Annotated in this window: 19 protein-coding genes; 10 read left to right on the plus strand and 9 right to left on the minus strand. The window is 69.3% G+C overall.

Features of this window, described 5'->3' with window-relative positions; translation table 11 throughout:
• Positions 1 to 15 precede the first annotated feature (15 nt).
• Positions 16 to 1059 carry a methionine synthase gene (locus KO481_RS19455; protein WP_308166688.1) on the plus strand — a complete coding sequence of 348 codons (1044 nt, stop codon included), beginning with the start codon at positions 16 to 18 and terminating at the stop codon, positions 1057 to 1059.
• A gap of 54 nt (positions 1060 to 1113) precedes the next feature.
• On the opposite strand, the gene KO481_RS19460 is transcribed toward KO481_RS19455, so the two are convergent.
• Both KO481_RS19460 and KO481_RS19465 read right to left on the minus strand, forming a co-directional pair.
• Positions 1114 to 1467 (minus strand): hypothetical protein, encoded by a 354-nt coding sequence (locus KO481_RS19460; RefSeq protein ID WP_215918610.1) that lies wholly within the window; start codon positions 1465 to 1467, stop codon positions 1114 to 1116.
• A gap of 61 nt (positions 1468 to 1528) precedes the next feature.
• Positions 1529 to 2776: an AAA family ATPase gene (locus KO481_RS19465; RefSeq protein ID WP_215918611.1), complete on the minus strand. Its 1248-nt coding sequence runs from the start codon at positions 2774 to 2776 to the stop codon at positions 1529 to 1531.
• Between the two features lie 175 nt (positions 2777 to 2951).
• On the opposite strand from KO481_RS19465, the gene KO481_RS19470 reads away from it, so the two are divergent.
• Positions 2952 to 3809, plus strand: coding sequence for an ArsR/SmtB family transcription factor (locus KO481_RS19470; RefSeq protein ID WP_215918612.1), 858 nt, complete (start codon positions 2952 to 2954; stop codon positions 3807 to 3809).
• A gap of 64 nt (positions 3810 to 3873) precedes the next feature.
• Positions 3874 to 4020, plus strand: a complete 147-nt coding sequence (locus KO481_RS19475; RefSeq protein WP_215918613.1) for a DUF1059 domain-containing protein — start codon at positions 3874 to 3876, stop codon at positions 4018 to 4020.
• A 39-nt stretch (positions 4021 to 4059) separates the two neighbouring features.
• On the opposite strand, the gene KO481_RS19480 is transcribed toward KO481_RS19475, so the two are convergent.
• From KO481_RS19480 to KO481_RS19490, 3 genes are all read right to left on the minus strand, one after another.
• Positions 4060 to 4254, minus strand: coding sequence for a hypothetical protein (locus KO481_RS19480; protein ID WP_215918614.1), 195 nt, complete (start codon positions 4252 to 4254; stop codon positions 4060 to 4062).
• Positions 4255 to 4458: 204 nt separating this feature from the next.
• Positions 4459 to 5421 (minus strand): NAD(P)H-dependent flavin oxidoreductase, encoded by a 963-nt coding sequence (locus KO481_RS19485; protein WP_215918615.1) that lies wholly within the window; start codon positions 5419 to 5421, stop codon positions 4459 to 4461.
• 52 nt (positions 5422 to 5473) lie between these two features.
• Positions 5474 to 5797, minus strand: a complete 324-nt coding sequence (locus KO481_RS19490; protein WP_215918616.1) for a hypothetical protein — start codon at positions 5795 to 5797, stop codon at positions 5474 to 5476.
• A gap of 203 nt (positions 5798 to 6000) precedes the next feature.
• On the opposite strand from KO481_RS19490, the gene KO481_RS19495 reads away from it, so the two are divergent.
• Both KO481_RS19495 and KO481_RS19500 read left to right on the plus strand, forming a co-directional pair.
• Positions 6001 to 6168: a hypothetical protein gene (locus KO481_RS19495; protein ID WP_215918617.1), complete on the plus strand. Its 168-nt coding sequence runs from the start codon at positions 6001 to 6003 to the stop codon at positions 6166 to 6168.
• Positions 6169 to 6295: 127 nt separating this feature from the next.
• The gene (locus KO481_RS19500; protein ID WP_215918618.1) at positions 6296 to 7717 is read left to right on the plus strand and encodes a nucleobase:cation symporter-2 family protein; all 1422 of its coding nucleotides are present in this window, start codon (positions 6296 to 6298) and stop codon (positions 7715 to 7717) included.
• Positions 7718 to 7801: 84 nt separating this feature from the next.
• Here the strand turns inward: KO481_RS19500 and KO481_RS19505 are convergent, their stop codons facing one another.
• Complete coding sequence (locus KO481_RS19505) at positions 7802 to 8221, minus strand: PPOX class F420-dependent oxidoreductase (protein WP_215918619.1); 420 nt, start codon at positions 8219 to 8221, stop codon at positions 7802 to 7804.
• 109 nt (positions 8222 to 8330) lie between these two features.
• Here KO481_RS19505 and ligA point away from each other — a divergent pair, with 109 nt between their 5' ends.
• Together ligA and KO481_RS19515 are read left to right on the plus strand one after the other, a co-directional pair.
• Positions 8331 to 10478 (plus strand): NAD-dependent DNA ligase LigA, encoded by a 2148-nt coding sequence (ligA, locus tag KO481_RS19510; RefSeq protein WP_215918620.1) that lies wholly within the window; start codon positions 8331 to 8333, stop codon positions 10476 to 10478.
• A gap of 135 nt (positions 10479 to 10613) precedes the next feature.
• Positions 10614 to 11144 (plus strand): GNAT family N-acetyltransferase, encoded by a 531-nt coding sequence (locus tag KO481_RS19515; protein ID WP_215918621.1) that lies wholly within the window; start codon positions 10614 to 10616, stop codon positions 11142 to 11144.
• A 39-nt stretch (positions 11145 to 11183) separates the two neighbouring features.
• On the opposite strand, the gene KO481_RS19520 is transcribed toward KO481_RS19515, so the two are convergent.
• On the minus strand, positions 11184 to 11834 hold the full coding sequence (locus KO481_RS19520; RefSeq protein WP_215918622.1) for an ACT domain-containing protein: 651 nt from the start codon (positions 11832 to 11834) through the stop codon (positions 11184 to 11186).
• Positions 11835 to 12120: 286 nt separating this feature from the next.
• On the opposite strand from KO481_RS19520, the gene gatC reads away from it, so the two are divergent.
• Complete coding sequence (gatC, locus tag KO481_RS19525) at positions 12121 to 12417, plus strand: Asp-tRNA(Asn)/Glu-tRNA(Gln) amidotransferase subunit GatC (protein WP_215918623.1); 297 nt, start codon at positions 12121 to 12123, stop codon at positions 12415 to 12417.
• On the plus strand, positions 12414 to 13883 hold the full coding sequence (gene gatA, locus KO481_RS19530; RefSeq protein ID WP_215918624.1) for an Asp-tRNA(Asn)/Glu-tRNA(Gln) amidotransferase subunit GatA: 1470 nt from the start codon (positions 12414 to 12416) through the stop codon (positions 13881 to 13883). Before gatC ends, gatA begins: the two co-directional genes overlap by 4 nt.
• A 338-nt stretch (positions 13884 to 14221) precedes the next feature.
• Here the strand turns inward: gatA and KO481_RS19535 are convergent, their stop codons facing one another.
• Both KO481_RS19535 and KO481_RS19540 read right to left on the minus strand, forming a co-directional pair.
• Positions 14222 to 15592: an alpha/beta-hydrolase family protein gene (locus KO481_RS19535; protein ID WP_215918625.1), complete on the minus strand. Its 1371-nt coding sequence runs from the start codon at positions 15590 to 15592 to the stop codon at positions 14222 to 14224.
• Positions 15593 to 15690: 98 nt separating this feature from the next.
• Entirely contained in the window at positions 15691 to 16527 is an 837-nt protein-coding gene (locus KO481_RS19540) for a hypothetical protein (RefSeq protein ID WP_215918626.1), read from the minus strand.
• A 419-nt stretch (positions 16528 to 16946) separates the two neighbouring features.
• On the opposite strand from KO481_RS19540, the gene KO481_RS19545 reads away from it, so the two are divergent.
• The gene (locus tag KO481_RS19545) at positions 16947 to 18230 is read left to right on the plus strand and encodes a sensor histidine kinase (protein ID WP_245401175.1); all 1284 of its coding nucleotides are present in this window, start codon (positions 16947 to 16949) and stop codon (positions 18228 to 18230) included.
• Positions 18231 to 18284 lie beyond the last annotated feature (54 nt).

The following is an 18284-nucleotide window of genomic DNA, read 5'->3' on the forward strand; positions in this document are numbered from 1 at the left end:
TGGGGATTGTGCGCTGTGGGTACTGAGGTAAATGGTGAGGTACTGCGCGGCGGCATCGCGACCGGCGTCGGGTCCTGGCCCGGAACCGATCCGCGGGAGGCCGCCGCGACCATCGTCGGCGAGCTGGGCGATCTGGTGCACCTGGTCGAATTGCCAGGGCGGGGTGCCGGTTCGGACATGATCGGGCGAGCGAGCGCGCTGCTGGTCGATCTGCCCTTCGATACGACCACCCGCGGCTACCGCCTCGCGGCGCGGCCGGGAGCGGTGTCTCGGCGCGCCCGCGACCTGTTGCGGACGGATCTCGACGCCCTCGAAGAGGCCTGGGAGGGTGCGGGATTCGAGGGATCGGGCCGCGCGCTCAAGGTGCAGGCCCCGGGTCCGCTGACGTTGGCCGCGCAGGTGGAGCTGGTGGGTGGGCATCGCGTGCTCACCGACTCCGGTGCGGTGCGCGACCTTTCGGAATCGCTGGCCGAGGGCATGACCCGGCACGCCGCCGAGATCGAGTCGAGGCTCGGCGCGAAAGTCGTTGTGCAGTTCGATGAGCCGTCGCTGACCGCGGTGCTGGAAGGATCCCTGAAGGGGACCGATCTGCTCGACACGGTGCGAGCGATTCCCGCGCCCGAGGCGCTGGCCGTGCTGGACGCGGTGATCACCGGTGTGCCGGGGCCGGTCCTGGTGCACACCTGCGCCTCGCGGCCCGCCCTGGGCTTCCTGCGTGGGAGCGCCGCCGCCGCAATCGGTTTCGACCTCGCCACCATCGGCACCGCCGATCTCGACGACATCGGCGAACTCCTGGAGGCCGGAAAACAGCTGGCGCTGGGCCTGATTCCGGCGCAGACCCCACCCGGGCCGTTCACCTGGCGCGAGGTTGCCGAACCCGCCGTGCGTCTGGTCGATCGGCTGGGATTCCCGCGCCGCGCCCTGGCCGATCGCGTCCTGGTCACCCCGGCCTGCGGACTCGCGAATGCCCCGCTGTCCTGGGCCCGCCGGGCGTTGACGCTGGCCACCGAAACGGCACGCGCCTTCGCCGACGAACCGGAATCACTGACGTTCGACTGACTCGAGGCGTAGGTGGCATCGCCGTGCCCACCGACACCGGTGCCTAGCTGGTCCTCAGGAGCCGAAGTAAGGCCGAGCGCCCGGATGGGCGAGGGTCCAGTTGCGGGGCTTGCCGGGTGGGTAGGTCACCGGGATCATCTCGCCGGGGGAGGGCCACCGGTTCACATCCCAGGCATAACGGCCGTACACGGTCTCCCCGGCGACCGACGGACCCGAAATGGTGCCGGTGATGGTGACGTACTGCTCGCCCTGTGCCGCCGGTCGCGGGCTGACGCCGGTGACGTACAGCGTGCCCGACTCGGCCTGGGCTCCGGCGAAGAACGATCTGCCGCGCCCGCGCCGGTACATCGTCAGCATGCTCACCAGCGCGCCGGCGATCACCACGATGAACACGATCTGCAGCAGCATGAACTCCATGCTAGGCGCGCGTGCGGTGGGTGGCGCGTGGCGGGCGCGGCCCTCGGGCCGCTCAGCTCGCGGTCAGCTCGCTGGTCCCCTGTGCTGTGCGGCGCAGCTGCCAGACCGTCGTGCGCCGGGACTGCGAGCGCCCGTTGCCGCGATCGACCAGGGTGCGGTTACGCGTGGTGAAGATCAGCTGGGCCCCACGGGAATTGGTCTCCGGATTCTGGAACAGCTGGATCAGCCGATCCGCCGTGTCACCGGTCAGGTGGGCGTCGATATCGTCCACGGCCAGCACACGCCCGGTGTCCAGGGCGTCGAGCACGGTGGGCAGCAGCCGCAGCAGGGCCAGGGTCGCGGTGGATTCGTCGGCGATGTCGAAGGGCGTGGCCGAACCCTCGTGCACCAGGCTGAGCCCGGCGCCGCGCCGGGTCACCATGCGGGTGAAGAGGGTATCGCGGGCCGCGCGCAGGTTGCTCAGCTCGCGCTCGAGGCCGACGGGAGACAGACCGTGCGTGCGCTCGAGGTCGGCGGCGCGCGCGGGTGAGGCCAGGCAGGCATCGAGTTCGGTTGCCGCGCCCGCGATCTCGACATCGAGATCGCGCAGATAATCGGCGTACATCGGATCGTGCTCGGCGATCAAGATGTCCTCGATGCCCAGCTCGGCGGAGCGCAGCAGGGTCAGCAGCCGGGCGGCGTTGTCGGCCGAGCGGGAGATGTGGCTGCTCAGGCGGTGCGCGGTCGTCTGCGCGTCCTGGTGCCCGCGCACCACCTCCAGCTGGGTGGAGAACCAGCGGTACGCGGGCACCAGCGCCTCGGCATACATCTGCCCCGCCAGGCTCAGCAGCAGCGCATTCGGGCGTACCAGCGGCGCCAGGGCGCCGATGCCGTAGCGGACCGGCTCGAACATCGGGCCGACGCGGATCTGTTCGCCCTCGCGCTCGTAGACGATCCGCTTGCGATTGTGCGGATGGCTGTGCAGCCACTCGGCGCAGATGTCGGCGTTGTCCAGGCGGAACCCGTAGCTGTACGGGATGCCCTCGGCGACGAACGTGACGGCGAATTCCGAAGGGCGGTCGGCGAATCCGAGGTGCGGGGTGCGCGCCGGCCCGGCGTACGGGTCCCAGCCGGTGACCGAGTTCAGCACCGCGTCGCGCATGTGGCCGAGGGCATCGACGAGGCTGGACTTACCGGACGCGGCCGGGCCGTGCACGGCGGTGACCGGCGCGGGGAGTGCCCCGGCTCGGCTGCCGGTCAGACGCAGCTCCTGCGGTCCGGCCAGCGATCTGTGATTCGTCACCTGAAAACTGCGCAGCACGCGAGTAATCCTGCCGTCCGGGTTGCACGGGGCCGACACCGGGCCGCCGCACCGCCGGCCCCGACGTCCGCGTGTGTTGCCGGAAGCATGCCCTCGGCCATTGACAGGCAACCATTTGGGTGCCTATCGTGAAATATGCATCCGAATGGTTGCCTATGGAGAGTGGTGAGCAGGTGTGGACGACGAGGCCTGTCGGGCAGCGGTCTTCAAGGCGCTGGCCGACGACAGTCGCCGCCGCCTGCTGGACAGCCTGAACGCGCACAACGGTCAGACCCTGCGGCAGCTGTGCGCCGGCCTCGAGATGACCAGGCAGGCCGTGAGCAAGCATCTCGCGGTGCTGGAGTCGGCCAACCTGGTGAGCACACGCCGCAACGGCCGGGAGAAGCTGCACTACCTCAACGCCGAGCCCATCAACGCCATCGCCGATCGCTGGATCAATCGCTACGACCGTGGCCGGACGCAGGCCCTGGCCGACCTGAAATCCGTATTGGAGAGTGTCGCAATGACATCGGAGGACACGCACATGACCACCCGTGCCGACACGACCGACGAATTCGTCTACACCACATACATCAGGACCACGCCGGAGCAGTTGTGGCGCGCGCTCACCGAGCCCGAATTCACCCGCCGCTACTGGGGCGCCACCTTCGAGACCGACTGGCGCGCAGGCTCGTCCATGGTCTGGCAGCAGCGCGACTGGACAGGCAGCGATCCGGCGCAGCAGGTGCTGGTATCGGAGCCGTACCGGCGGCTGGCCTACACCTGGCACACCTTCGACGCCGCCTTCGGCCGGGAATTCGGTTTCAGCACAGCCGAACTCGCGGCGTTCGCCGCCGAGCCCCGGTCCACGGTGAGCTTCGAGATCGAGCCGCAGGGCGAGGTCGTGAAGCTGACCGTCGTGCACGGCGGATTCCCGTACGAGAGCGCGGTACGGCGTTCCATCGGGCAGGGCTGGCCGGGCATCATCGCCGGGCTCAAGACGCTGCTGGAGACGGGCGAGCCGATGCCGCAGCCCGTTCCGGCGCAGAACTGAGGCGCGCGCCGCGCGGAGTATGCGTCCTTCCGCATACACTCGGTCGGGAGCGAAAGGACACCCGATGAAGACACGACTGAACTGCCCCTGCGGGGAATCGATCGTCGGCACCGACGAGGACGATCTGGTCGCCAAGACGCAGGCCCACCTGACCGAGAATCACCCCGGGCACGACTACTCGCGCGACGAGATCCTGTTCATCGCCTACTGATCCGCACCGCGATCTGCGTGCGGGACGGGCGCGGACATCTCAGGCGATACCCACCGCGTCCGGCATCAGCAGTCCGCTGACCCGATCTATGAACCCATCGAGGGCGGCCAGGGAGCATTCGTCGCAATGGGTGACACCCGGGAACTGATCGGATGTCGCGGCGAACGCCCCACGTTGGCGGGACCAGTGGACCTGGATCGCAGACAACCGGATCCGTCGGTCGAAGTTGTTCATCGGACCACCTCGGCATTGGGGGGTTGCGGCCAGTTTTCCTACTGTGGCGCAGAATCTCCTCCCAAGCGAGGGCCGAAGGTCCCGACCGGCACAAGCCGTCCAGTTCGTCAGCCGCCTCCTGACGAGGACATTCGGCGGGCGGGGTAGCTGGGATTCGAGCAGCGTCGGCGTCGTTCAGTGGCCAGGGAGCTGGGTCTGTGGTGCTCAGTCGATGCGAATGCCGGACAGCGCGCGCTTCGCCTCGGCGGCCAGGGCGGCGACGACCTCGGCGGCCGAGTCCACGCGGGTGACCCGGTCGACGGCCTGACCGGCCCACACCGGCGCGGCGTCGAGATCCACTCGCGCCATGGCCTCGGTGAACTCCCGCTGGGTGCCCAGATCGGCGCGCAACTCCTCGTCGCGCCCGCGCCAGGTGTCCAGGAATGCATTACGCAGGGTGCGGGCCGGATAACGATGCGGCCAGGCCGAACCGCGGGCGATATCGAGGGTGCGGTTGGTTTCGGTGTCCTCGCCGTGGGCGTTCACCAGTGCCTGGCGGACCTTCGGGTCGACGAGGGACTCCGCAGTGGCCTGAAACCGCGTGCCGATCATCGCCCCCGCCGCGCCCAGCGTCAGGACCGCTGCCAGCGCCCGGCCGTCCGCTATGCCACCCGCGGCGAGCACCGGGACCGGGCCGGCGAGATCGACGATCGTCGGCACGAAAGACAGTGTGCCCGTGCCGTTCTCGCCCATGTGCCCGCCCGCGTCGGAACCCTGGGCGACGATGATGTCGGCGCCGAGATCCAGCGCGCGGCGGGCGGAGTCCACATCGCTCACCTGCAGGATCAGCAGCGCGTCCGAGGCGTGGATCCGATCGGTGAACGGCGTGGGGTCGCCGAACGACAGCAGCACCGCCGCGGGCCGGAATTCCAGGGCCCGCGCGATCGCCGCCTCCCGCACCCCCCACGTGAGAAATCCGACACCCCATGGCCTTTCGGTGCCGGCGGCGGCCAGACGCAGCTCCGGCTCGAGCCAGCCGAGATCGCCGTGGCCGCCGCCGACCAGTCCGAGCCCGCCTCCCTCGGACACCGCCGCGGCGAGCGCGCCACCGGCCTCGCCCCCCATCGGGGCCGAGGCGATCGGGTGCCGGATCGACAGGGCGTCGGTGAATGCGGTGCGCAGTGTCATGGCTCGATACTGCCAGGTGTGGGGAGCCGGGACCCCCGCCGGCGGGACGGGGTCAGTCGCAGGAGCCGGTGCCGGCCTTGCGGATGCCCGCCACGGCATCGGTCTGCTGCTGGCTGGTCAGCACCTTCCACTCCGGGCCGTTCTTGAAGCCGTTGACCACGGTCTCGGGATCGCGCGCCGAGGCGGGCAGGCTCTTGTCGGAGAAGATCTTGACCATCGCCTTGCATTCGGACGTGTACACCGCCGAGTGGGTGTTCGCGCCGTCCGAACTGCTCGAAGACGCATCGGATTTCGACGAACCATTGCATCCCGCGAGGACGGCGGTGCACGCCAGGACGGCGAGGGGCAACCCGATGCGCTTGACCAACGAAGTCATGAACCAACCTAAATCTGATGTGCGGGAAGTACTCTGATCCCTCCCCAATTGCCAAGGGATGGTATCGGTCCCGCGAATTGCCGACAAACCTATTTCAGAGGGAGCAGCCGTGGACGACGGCACGTTCCTCGAAACGACCTCCGACGCACTGTCTTCGCTGTCCGCGGTCACCGCGGTGGCATTGGGCAGCTCGCGGGGAATGGGTGACGAACGAGAAGGCGCTGCTCGCCCGAGCCCGGTTGAGCGGGGTTGACGGGGAGATCGAGGCGATGACGCACGACGATATATCCGCGGCGATCGCGCGGGTGCGTGCGCTGTGCGAGGCCGAACTCGGGAAGTTCTGGAACTGCTCGGAGTCGGACGCGCTCTGACCGGGGCTCACCGTCCATCGGCGAGATATACGAAATCTCTCGGGAAATTCGGGCATGTGCCTGGATGTGTCGTGGAACACTTCCGAACAGCGGAAGATATGTTCCGCATCAAGAGAGGAAGTGGGCCATGAGGCGTTTCGCATGGCAACTTGCACGGCATCGGGGCGCGGCGAGCCCGCAGCGGCCCGAGGATGCGAAATATCCGGCCGGGCAGCTCGTCGCGTACGGCATGCAGCACATTCTGACCATGTACGGCGGGGTGATCGCGCCGCCGCTGATCGTCGGCGGCGCCGCCGGGCTGTCCGCGGCCGAGATGGGGCTGCTGGTCACCGCCGGATTGTTCGTCGCGGGCCTGGCCACCCTGCTGCAGACCCTCGGTATCGGGCCCTTCGGCAGCCAGCTGCCGATCGTGCAGGGCGTGTCCTTCGCGAGCGTGTCGACGATGGTCGCGATCTCGCATACGGGCGGGCTGCGCGAGGTGTTCGGCTCGGTGATCGTCGCGGGGGTCATCGGGCTGCTGCTGTCCTCGTTCTTCGCGCAGCTGGTGCGGCTGTTCCCGGCGGTGGTGACGGGCTCGATCATCACCGTGATCGGCATGTCGCTGATGCCGGTCGCGTTCGGTTGGGCGATGGGTAACAACCCCGGCAAGCCCGGCTACGGATCTATGGCCAATATCGGTTTCGCGGGCCTGACCCTGCTGATCATCCTGGTGATCAGCCGCCTGTTCCAGGGCGCGATCTCGCGGTTGTCGATCCTGATCGGGCTGGTCGCGGGCACGATCGTCGCGGCGACCGCGGGGCACGCGGACTTCTCCGCGGTGCGCACCGCGCGCCTGGTCGCGCCCCCGCAGCTGTTCCACTTCGGCTCGCCGCGCTTCGATGTGGGTGCGATCGTGGCGATGACGATCGTCATCGTGGTCATCATGACCGAGACCACGGCCGACATCCTCGCGATCGGCGAGGTCGTGGGCACCGAGGTCGATGCCAGGCGGGTCGCGGACGGGCTGCGCGCCGATATGGCCTGCACCGCGGTGGCGCCGGTATTCGGCTCGTTCCCGTGCAGCGCGTTCGCGCAGAACGTCGGTCTGGTGGCGCTGACCGGTATCAAGAGCAGGTTCGTGGTCGCCACCGGCGGGCTCATTCTGGTGCTGCTCGGGCTGCTGCCGGTGGTCGGGGCGGTGGTGTCGGGTATCCCGTATCCGGTGCTGGGCGGCGCGGGACTGGTGTTGTTCGGATCGGTTGCGGCCAGCGGGATTCGCACGCTGTCCCGCGTGAACTATCAGGACAACCTGAACATGGTGATCGTGGCCGTCGCGATCGGCGTCGGCATGATTCCCATTGCGGCGCCGAAGTTCTGGGATGCGTTTCCGGACAAGGTCGGAGTGGTGCTGAACTCCGGGATCAGCGCCACGGCCATCGTCGCGGTCGTGCTGAATGTGGCGTTCAACGAGTGGAAATTCGGGAAGCGAACGGGCGCTTCGGTTTTCGCGGCGGCTGAGGACAATCGCGATCGGTTCGGCGAGCGGATCGACGACGACATCGAGCCCTGAGGGATATCCGGCCGCCGCTGAGGGGCTTTCGGTCCCGAATTCAATGTCGGTACCGAGAGCTGCGGCGGCCGAGCGTATTCCGGATCAGGGCAGCACGCCGTACACGTGGGTGGGCCGGATGCGGGCGATCAGCCGGCGGTCGGCGACCATGGCGCGCCGGTAGTCGTCCCAGTCCGGGTGCTCGCCCGACAGGCCGCGGTAGTAGGCGATGAGCTCGGCGACGGTCGCGTCGCCGGGCTCGTCGGCGACCGGGGTCAGCTCCACCTCGCCCTCGATCACCGCGTACGCCCAGAAGTCCGGCCGGGTGATGTGCAGCGCGGCCCACGGCTCTCGCCGCAGATTGAAATACTTGGCCCGGTCGGCCGTGATCGAGATGCGGAACAGGTCGTCTTCGGCGAGCCAGTAGTCGACGTTGGAGAGCTGCGGGCGGCCGTTCCTGCGCAGGGTGGTCAGCACCGAGTGGGTGTGGGCGCGGGCGAAATCGAGTGCTGCGGCGAGTTCCATACGCAGTGCAACCCGGCTTCCGCGGTCCGTGTTCCGGTCGCGGGGCGTGTGCGTCGGCGGTCCGCGTGCGCGCTGCCGAGGTCACGGCGAAATGTCGGCGAGGGACGATATGGTTCGAGTCGTGAGTGAGCTGGCGAGGGAATCGACGACACCGGGTGCAGCCGGCGGCGCGGTCGGTGCGGCTACCGCGGAGGTGCGGTCACGGTGGCAGCGGCTGGCCGAGGAGGTCCGCGAGCACCAGTTCCGGTACTACGTGCGGGACGCACCGATCATCTCCGACGGCGAGTTCGACGCGCTGTTCCAGGAGTTGCTGGGGCTCGAGCGGGAACATCCGGATCTGCGCACTCCCGATTCGCCGACCCAGCTGGTCGGCGGCGGATTCGCGACCGATTTCACCGCCGTCGATCATCTCGAGCGCATGTTGTCGCTGGACAACGTGTTCGACGCGGAGGAGATGCGCGCCTGGATCTCTCGGGTCGAGGCCGAGACCGGCCCGGACATTCACTTCGTCTGCGAGGTGAAGATCGACGGCGTCGCGCTCAACCTCGTCTACGAGGACGGCCGCCTGGTGCGCGGGGCCACCCGCGGCGACGGGCGCACCGGCGAGGATGTCACGCTCAATGCCCGCACCATCGAGGACATCCCCGCCGAACTCGCAGCCACCGCCGAATTCCCGGTCCCCAAGCTGCTCGAGGTGCGCGGCGAGGTGTACTTCCGGCTGGAGGACTTCGAATACCTGAATGTCGCCATGGTCGCCGAGGGCAAGGCACCGTACGCGAATCCGCGCAACACGGCCGCCGGATCGCTGCGGCAGAAGGATCCGGCGGTCACCGCGCAGCGGCGGCTGCGGATGATCTGCCACGGCTTCGGCCGGATGGAGGGTTTCAGCCCGGCCTCGCAGTACGAGGCGTACCGCGCCTTGGCGGCGTGGGGGCTGCCGGTCTCCGCGCACACGGTGCGGGTGCAGGGCGCCGATGCGGTGCTGGCCCGGGTCGCCTACTGGGGCGAGCACCGCCACGACATCGAGCATGAGATCGACGGCCAGGTCGTCAAGGTCGACGAGATCTCCCTGCAGCGCCGGCTCGGCGCCACCTCCCGCGCCCCGCGCTGGGCCATCGCGTACAAGTACCCGCCGGAGGAGGCGACCACCAGGCTGCTGGACATCCAGGTCAACGTCGGGCGTACCGGCAGGGTCACCCCGTTCGCGGTGATGGAGCCGGTCAGCATCGCGGGCTCGACCGTTGCCATGGCCACCCTGCACAACGCCGCAGAGGTGGTGCGCAAGGGCGTGCTGATCGGCGACACGGTGACCATCCGCAAGGCCGGCGATGTCATTCCCGAGGTGCTGGGGCCGGTGGTGGACGCGCGCGACGGCACCGAGCGTGCCTTCGTGATGCCCACGCGCTGTCCCGAATGCGGCACCGAACTCGCCCCGGCCAAGGAGGGGGACGCCGACATCCGCTGCCCGAATCAGCGGTACTGCCCCGCGCAGCTGCGCGAGCGGGTGTTCCACATGGCCGGGCGCGGCGCGTTCGACATCGAGGCGCTCGGTTACGAGGCCGCGATCGACCTGCTCAAATCCGGCGTGCTCACCGACGAGGGTGATCTGTTCGATCTGTCCGAGGAAAAGCTGCTCGGCACAACGCTTTTCGTCAACAAGGACGGCAGCCTGTCCGCCAACGGCCGCCGCCTGCTGCAGAATCTCGACGCGGCGAAGGATCGCCCGTTGTGGCGGGTGCTGGTGGCGCTGTCCATCCGGCACGTCGGGCCCACCGCGGCCCGGGCGCTGGCCTCGGAATTCGGCAGCATGGACCGCATCGAGGCCGCCTCGGACCAGGAGCTGGCCGATGTCGACGGCGTCGGCCCGACCATCGCGGCCGCGTTGCTCGAATGGTTCACCGTCGATTGGCATCGCACCATCGTCGAGAAGTGGCGCGCGGCGGGCGTGCGCATGCGGGACGAGCGCGACGCCTCCATCGAGCGCAATCTCGAGGGCATGTCCATCGTGGTCACCGGTTCGCTGCAGGGCTTTTCGCGCGACGAGGCCAAGGAGGCGATCCTGGTGCGCGGCGGCAAGGCGGCCGGATCGGTCTCCAAGAAAACCGCCTTCGTCGTCATCGGCGATGCGCCCGGTACCAAGGCGGCCAAGGCCGAGGAGCTGGGCGTGCCGATCCTGGACGAGGACGGGTTCCGCCGACTGCTCGAGGAGGGACCCGAGGCCCTCACGCCGGCCGAGGCCGGGGAGGGTGAGGAGTAGCGCCGCGCGCGACGGTGGTATGCATGGCGGGGTCGAGTATCGGTGAGGTGAGGGTGTGACCGGAGCGGAGCGGAGTGAACCGATGTGCCAGCGCGCTGTGCGCACGGCGGAGCCGAGCGCTAGCGAGGTGGAGTCGTGAGCAGGAATTTCGAGATTCGCCCGGCGCGCGAGGCGGAGTACGCCGCGATCGGTGCGCTGACCGTCGAGATCTATGTCGGCGAGGGGCATGTGGATCCGGAGAGCCCGTACGTTGCCCGACTGTCCGACACCGCCACCCGGGCGAGGTCGGCGGATGTCCTGGTCGCCGCGCGCGACGGTGAGGTGCTCGGCTCGGTCACCATCGCGCGTCCGCGGACTCCCTTCTCCGACATAGCCCGCACGGGCGAACTCGAATTCCGGATGCTCGCCGTCGGCAAGCGCGCCCGCGGCGCCGGAGTCGGTGCGGCCCTCGTGCATACCGTGATCGACACGGCCCGGGCCGATGGCTTCGCTGCCGTGGTCCTGACGACCATGCCTCTCATGGCCGATGCCCGCCGCATGTACGAGCGGCTGGGCTTCGTCCATGTGCCGGAACGGGATTGGGTGACCGATGCGGGTAAACCGCTGACGGTGATGCGGCTGCCCATAGGCGACACATCAGCGGTGTCGACGGCCCGCCCGGCGTAGGCGAGCGGCCGGCGCCGGGGGTGTGCCGGCGGCGAGCCGCTAGCCGAGCACCGTGGCGACGATGCCGGAAAGGTAACCCAGGCGGGCGATTTCGGACGGACGGAACTCCGGGCCGCCGGGTCGGCCGAGCATGAGTACCTTGCTGGTGTTGCCGAGCGGGGCGGCTGCCAGCTTGGTGTCCATGTCCTTCCAGATCTGGGGCACCCAGTCGGCCTCGCCGTCGAGGGACATCGGCTTCTCCAGCGGCATCCAGGGGGCCGTGGCCGCCTGGGTCTCTGGTGCGCTCTGGCTGCCCACCACCCGGAAGGCGCCCTGCGGGCCGATGTCGAGCACGGTGCTCCAGCCGACGCGCAGCACCCGCGGCACGCCGTCGACGAGCACCTGCAGCCGGTCGTCGCGGGCGCTGGCCACCTGGTCGATCAGCTCGAGTTCCCGGTGCGTGTCCAGCACGCCGGAATACGGCCGGAGGGAATCGACGCGGATGTCCTCGATCGATTCGGCGGCGGTGATCAACGTATCCGGCAGTGCGCCCGGGGTCACCTCCACGACGATGTCGTCGATCGCGTAACCAGCGCCGCGTTCGACGACATCGAGCGAGAGGATATCCGCGCCTACCGACCCCAGGGCGAGGGCCAGCGATCCGAGACTTCCTGGGCGATCCGGAAGTTGCACGCGGAGCAAAAATGACACGTGCGTTCCTTCTTCCTGTGCGACCGAGACTTTCGGACGGGTACCCGTGCCTGGCCATCTTTACACTCGCGATGTGGGGTACACGAACCGATACATTCGCGGTGACGTATTCCACTGGCATTGTCGGCCGAATCCGGTCGTTCGTGCCACCCGAACCAGGGGTGACTTTGAGCGGTCAACCCGGTGTCCGGCGGCGGACCGGCTCCTGTGCGCGCCGTTGGTGGCAGACTCGCTAGGCTGAACCTGCCGAACCTTATTGAACCCGCCCGCCGAAAGGGGTCCCGCGGTGCCCGCCATCTCCCGCGACGAGGTCGCACACCTCGCCCGGTTGTCCAGGCTCGCCCTGACCGATGAAGAGCTCGACCTGTATGCGGGTCAGCTGGATTCGATCCTGAGCCACGTCCAGGTGATCTCCCAGGTCGCCGCCGACGTCCCGGCCACCGCGTCGCCGAATCCGACCACGAACGTGACCCGCGCCGATGTGCCGGTGGCGTGCTTGAGCCCCGAGCAGGCGTTGTCGGGCGCGCCCGCGGTGGACGAGCAGCGGTTCCTGGTTCCCCAGATCCTGGGAGAGGGCGAATGACCGAGCTGACCCGGCTGTCCGCGGCCGAACTGGCCGAGAAGATCCACTCGCGTGAGGTCTCCTCGGTGCAGGTCACCGAGGCGCATCTGCAGCGCATCGCGGAGGTCGACGGCGAGCTCAACGCGTTCCTGCACGTCGCGGGCGAGCAGGCGTTGCTCACCGCGGCCGAGGTGGACCGGGCGATCGCGGCCGGGACCGTCGCCTCACCGCTGGCGGGTGTTCCGCTGGCGCTCAAGGATGTCTTCACCACCACCGACATGCCCACCACCTGCGGATCGAAGATCCTCGAGGGCTGGGTATCGCCGTACGACGCGACGGTGACCGCCAAGCTCCGCGCGGCCGGTATCCCGATCGTCGGCAAGACCAATATGGACGAGTTCGCGATGGGCTCGTCGACGGAGAACTCCGCGTACGGCCCGACCCGCAACCCGTGGGACACCGAGCGCATTCCCGGCGGATCGGGCGGCGGTTCGGCGGCCGCGCTCGCCTCGTACCAGGCGCCGCTGGCCATCGGCACCGACACCGGCGGATCCATCCGCCAGCCCGCCGCGGTCACCGCGACCGTCGGCACCAAGCCCACCTACGGCACGGTGTCGCGGTACGGGCTCGTCGCGTGCGCGTCGTCGCTGGACCAGGGCGGCCCGTGCGGCCGCACGGTGCTCGACACAGCCCTGCTGCACGAGGTGATCGCGGGCTACGATCCGCGCGATTCCACCTCGCGCAATGTGCCCGTCCCGGATGTCGTCGCCGCGGCCCGGCAGGGGGCGCAGGGCGATCTGCGCGGCCTGAAGGTCGGCGTGGTGAAGGAGCTGCATTCGGACAGCTACCAGCCGGGCGTCATCGCTTCCTTCGACGCGGCGGTGGCCGCGCTGAAGGATCTCGGCGCGGACGTCGTCGAGGTGTCGTGCCCGAACTTCGAGCACGCGCTGCCCGCCTACTACCTGATCCTGCCGAGCGAGGTGTCCTCGAACCTGGCGCGCTTCGACGCGATGCGCTACGGCCTGCGGGTCGCCGACGACGGCCGCCACAGCGCGGAACAGGTGATGGCGGCCACCCGCGAGGCCGGGTTCGGTCCGGAGGTCAAGCGCCGCATCATGATCGGCACCTACGCGCTCTCGGCCGGCTACTACGACGCCTTCTACGGTCAGGCGCTCAAGGTGCGCACCCTGATCGCGCAGGACTTCGACCGGGCCTACGAGCAGGTCGATGTGCTGGTGTCGCCCACCAGCCCGTTCACCCCGTGGAAGCTGGGGGAGAAGGTCAACGATCCGCTGGCGATGTACCTGTCGGACCTGTGCACGCTGCCGACCAACCTGGCCGGTCACTGCGCGATGTCGGTCCCGTCGGGGCTGAGTAAGGACGACGGACTGCCGGTCGGGTTGCAGATCATGGCGCCCGCACTGGCCGACGATCGGCTGTATCGGGTGGGTGCGGCGTACGAGGCCGCCCGCGGCCCGATCGCCTAGAGAGCACAACACGACAGGGAACGCCGGGACGCAGGTCCCGGCGTTCCTGTTGTGCTTGGTGTGCGATGCACGCGGGGTCGTCGCCGGATATGAGGCGAGCAGCACGTCGATGATCGGTTGACCGAGGTTCCCCGGGGCTGTGCGCAACTGCGCGAAAGTGCGCTGTCCACAGGTGGATACGCATGTGAATAGGGCCCTTCCGATATTGCCGGGTGTGCGCACACTGTGTTGGCAAGTTGTGGGCAACTTGTCGAGAATCCGGTCGTGACGGCGCGAATTCGGTTGTCCCCATGGGTGGACAGCTATGTGAACGGCCGCCGGGTGAGATGTGCGAGTTGTCAACAGCCGCCCAACGCGGTGCCCTGATCGATGCCGTATCGGTGCCCGTGGCCGGGCGGTGTGGACAGGGCCGACAGCAGATCCGCGCTGGTCTGGACGAATGTGACGAACGGGACCCATTGTGGGTGTGGGGCATCCGGGCGCACGCCGGTGAGATCGGGTGCTCGCCACAGCAGTTCGGGCGACCACTGCACGACCGGATCGGACGAATTGGCCAGAACCGTCGCGCCGGAGCGATGTACACGATCGGCCGGCGGACCCGCCCACAGCGCCGCGCAGGCGCGGCGCCGCTGATCGGCGTCGTCGGTGAACACCGCGCTGCCCGCGGTCGCACCGAGGCTCTGCCCGTAGATGTACAGGTGCGGTGGATGTTTCAGCCCGGACAGGCGGTGTTCGAGCGCGCTGAACAAGGCCCGTTGGGATAGCTCGGCCGTTCGGCGGTCGAACAGGAAACTCATCCAGCTCGGGGTGTCGGTGTATTGCAGGGCGACCATCGCCACGTTGCCACCGAACCGCCGGCTCATCCCGGTCGCCGCGTTCGCGTCGACCCAACCCGAGCCGGTCGGCACCATGACCACGATATTTCCCCGGCTCAGCCCGCCCGAGTGCTCCAGCTCGCGCATCGCCAGGGCGACACGGGAATCCAGGTCCGGCGCCGATTCCAGGCCGGCATACACCCGGATCGCGCGGCCGGGCCCGGACATGAATCTGCGGCCCTCGCTACCCAGGGACGACCAGTTCATCGCCGGTCCGGTCCGGTCCGCCGCCGTCAAGGAGACAGCCTGCGGCCCAGTGGGATCGGCCGCGGCCCGCGCGGGGCGCTGCGACCCGGTCAGCGTGGGCAGCAGGGCCAGGGGCACCGCGAGCGCCGCGACCAGCGCCACGCTGAGGCCGCGGGCCCGGCGCACTCGGCGTGTCGCCCACCGTATTCCGCCGCACACGCCGATCAGGGTGGCCGCGACCAGGGTCGCGCCGACTGCGCATTCCAGCCAGTAGAGAAGGCCGGCGTGCGGGAAGCCCATGGCCGTCCGCAACCGGTTCTGCCATCGCCAGGCCTGCGCCACGGCGGCGGCCACGACCAGCGCGCAGCCGGCCAGGATCGGGATCCGCAGCCGCCGATCGGGATCGAAGGGGCCACGTCGCAGCAGCATTCGCAGCAGGCCGCCGGCTCCGACTGCGAGCGCGACGAGCACCCCGGTGAGCAGTCCCTGTGCGGTCGGTGTGCGCGGCAGCAGACCGGGCGCGAGCGAGACGGCGACGCCGAGAGTGACCGCGATCGCGGCGCCGGTGCCCGGGCGGCGAGGTGCGGCCGTTTCCAGCTCGTCATTTTCGGAGCTGTGCTCGGAAGAGTCTGCCAATACTCTGGTCATCGAAAGTTCCTGTAATCGTGACGAATACGACGTTTCATGCGTGCGCGGCAGCCGTGCGACCGCCCGGGAGCGACCGGTCCGATCCGCGCCTGCAGCGGTCATCGCTGGTACTTCCGACTCGCGCCGGAGGCCGTGACGCGCTGGCGCTTGCGGCGCACGAGTTCCACCGTGAGCAGGGCCAGCGCCGCGAGCACCAGGGATGCGGGTGCGCCGACGGCCAGCAGCTGGTGGCCGAGCCGCTGGCCGGACAGCCGGGCGCCGAACAGGTACTCGGGCCGGGGCGCCGCATAGTTCTGGCGGCGCGAGTTCAGGTCCACCGCAGTACTCGCGACACTCGCCATGACCTGGCAACGTCCCTGGTCCAGGCCGTGCCGGTGATCGCAGGCGGCATGCATGCGCCGATCCAGCACGGCGTCGACGGCCTGCCGCGCCCACGGGCCCAGCGGCCTGCCGCGATCGTCGGCGTAGCGCAACATGTCGTAGCCGAGGTCGTGCGCCTGGCACGCGGTGGCGAATTCGGCAGGGAGCGGCACGGGGGACGAGCAGGCGCCCAACGGATCCACCAGCAATCCGCCGCGGACCACCGGCCGATACCCGTGCTCCGCGGCGAACCCCGCCGGAATCTCCACCGCCGCCGGATGCGCTCCGGTCAGCTCCACCACCGCGGCCCGCGCCGCCGGATCCTCGCCACCACCACCCGACGTCGCAGCCGAAACCGGTTGTGCCACCGCGAGAACCGACACCGCGGCGACCGCCGCCACGAATGCCCCCGCCCACCACCGGCCCGCCCGTCCGCCCTGCTCGGGCTCGGACCCTGTCGACGGCGCGGGCGATGGTCCCGGCACCTGGTGAAACGCCGCGCCGGTGTCGCCAGGCGCCGCCACATCGCCGTCGGATTCTCGCGTGTTCTCGGTGAACTCGCACTCGTCCGGCAATTGCCTGACATGCTCCGTGGATTCGCACTCGGTGCCGCGCCGTGTATCGGGTGCGGATCTGTCGGCCGAGCGCGATTGCCGAGTAACGTGATCGGCGACATCCTCGGCGGTGACCGCCCCTTCCTCGGCTGCGGAGGCCGACCACACAGCGTTCGGGGACTCGCACCCGGGGCGGGGCGCGTCCGTGCGACACGGGGGCCGGTGAGTCGGGACAGGGTCGGCGGGTGGGACCGGGATGGGGGACTCACTCATGGTGCCGACGGTAGGAATCGGCGACGGAATCGGGCCTCACGCTGGGGATCTGTTTGTGGGCGGGTGTGGCGGGGGAGGCGTTGGCGCACCCCGTACCGGGGTAGGGGGTGGGAATTCACCCGGGGGTATGACGGCGGGGGCGCGCTCGGATTCCTACTGTCTTAGCTATGGCTCGGATGACGCGCTCGGCGCGGACGGTGGCACGCACGGCACGTGACCCGCGGCAGGCGCAGCAGGCATTCGATGTGGTCGTCGGCGTCGTGACCGCGATCCTGTTCGCGGTGGCGTGGCCGACGCTGCACATCACCCATCAGGTGCCCGCGGCCGCGCAGCCGTTCATCGCCGGGCTCGCGGTGTTCCCGCTGGTGCTCATACGCGTGAATCCGGCCCTGGGATGGGCGATCTCGGCGGGCTCGGCACTGCTGATCGCCCTGGCGATCCCGCATCAGCCGAACAACCACCTGCCGTTCCAGGTCGTGCACATCCTGGTGTTCTTCCCGCTGCTGTTCGCCGTCGCGATCCGCGCGCAGATGCAGATCGTGGTGGTGGCCTGGGTGTCCTCCTCGCTGCTGTTCGCCACCACGATGGCCGCCACCGGCGATTCGTTCGCCTCCTCGGCCTTCGGCTGGCCGATCGCGATGACCGGACTGGTGCTGTTCGGGCTGCTGGTGCGCTGGCTCGTGCTCTCGCGGCGGGCACTGGTCGAACAGGAGGAGGTCAACGAGCTCGAGCGGGCGCGCCGGGCGGTGCTCGAGGAGAAGGCCCGCATCGCCCGCGACCTGCACGACGTCGTCGCGCATCACATGTCGATGGTCGTGGTGCAGGCGCAGACCGCGCCCTATCGGGTCGAGGGCGTCTCACCGGCGGCGCGAGCGGAATTCGAGTCGATCGGCGCGTCCGCGCGCGAGGCTCTCAACGAGATCCGCAGCATGCTGGGGGTTTTGCGCAGCGACGGACAGTTGCCCGATCATGCGCCCCAGCCTGTGGCGGCCGATGTGCTCGCGCTGCTCGAGGGTGTGCGTCGCGCCGGCGTGCCGATCGACTGGTCGATCGACGGTGTGCTGCACGAGATTCCGGACACCATCGGTCTAGCGTTGTATCGCATTGTGCAGGAGTCGCTGTCGAACGCGTCGCGCCATGCGCCGGGCGCACCGGTTCACACGAGCATGGCGGTGCGCGTCGGCATCGTGGAGCTGGTGGTCACCAATGGCCCTGGTACGAGCGGAATCCGGGATTGTCCCGAGGCCGATACCGCGCCCGGCACGGCCGACGGATCGGCGAACGGTACGGGCATTTCGGGCATGCGCGCCCGTGCGGAGGCCATCGGCGGCACCCTCACCGCGAGCCCCACGACGGAGGGTGGTTTCCGGGTCCGCGCGTTGTTGCCCCTGGCCCAGGCGTCGTCGAACGATGCCATCGCCGCTGCGGTCAACCCACCGACCCTGCCGTAACGTACGCACCTTGGCATCCGCGACGGTCGCCGATGCCGTTGCTGGATTTCCACA

The organism is Nocardia albiluteola, from assembly GCF_018860155.1.
Classification (GTDB): Bacteria; Actinomycetota; Actinomycetes; order Mycobacteriales; family Mycobacteriaceae; genus Nocardia; species Nocardia albiluteola.